1 protein-coding gene is annotated in these 590 nt (G+C 73.1%); it reads left to right on the top strand.

Annotation, left to right across the window (positions count from 1 at the left end; genetic code table 11):
• Positions 1–590: Mur ligase family protein (locus tag D8M29_RS13130; protein ID WP_255420508.1), on the top strand; the 590-nt coding region annotated here is incomplete at both ends.

Genomic DNA, 590 nt, shown 5'->3' with positions numbered 1-590 from the left:
GCCCGAGGTCGACGGCGCCGCCGCGGACCTCGTCGTGACCTCCCCGGGCTGGCGGCCGGACCAGCCGCTGCTGATGGCCGCCCACGCGGCGGGCCTGCCGATCTGGTCCGACGTCGAACTGGCCTGGCGGCTGCGCGAGCGCGCCGGGCGGAAGACCGCCGACTGGGTGTGCCTGACGGGCACGAACGGCAAGACGACCACCGTGACGATGGTCGAGGCCATCCTGCGGGCGGACGGCCGTCGGGCGGTGGCCTGCGGCAACGTCGGCACCCCCGTGCTCGACGCGATCCGCGACCCGGAGGGTTTCGACGTGCTCGCCCTCGAGCTCTCCAGCTTCCAGCTGCACTGGACGCACGGCCTGGCCCCGGCCTCGTCCGCGGTGCTGAACCTCGCCGAGGACCACGTGGACTGGCACGGCTCGATGGACGAGTACGCCGCCGCCAAGGGCAAGGTGTATGCGAACACGCGGGTGGCCTGCGTGTTCAACGAGCAGGACCCGCTGACCCGCACCCTCGTGGAACGCGCGGACGTCCAGGAGGGCTGCCGCGCGATCGGCTTCACCACGGACACCCCGGGCCTGTCCGACATCA

It is taken from the genome of Micrococcus sp. HSID17227, from assembly GCF_003989405.1.
GTDB lineage: Bacteria > Actinomycetota > Actinomycetes > Actinomycetales > Micrococcaceae > Micrococcus > Micrococcus luteus.
Note: the sequence above shows the minus strand (reverse complement) of the source record. Positions and strands in the feature narration are given on the sequence as shown.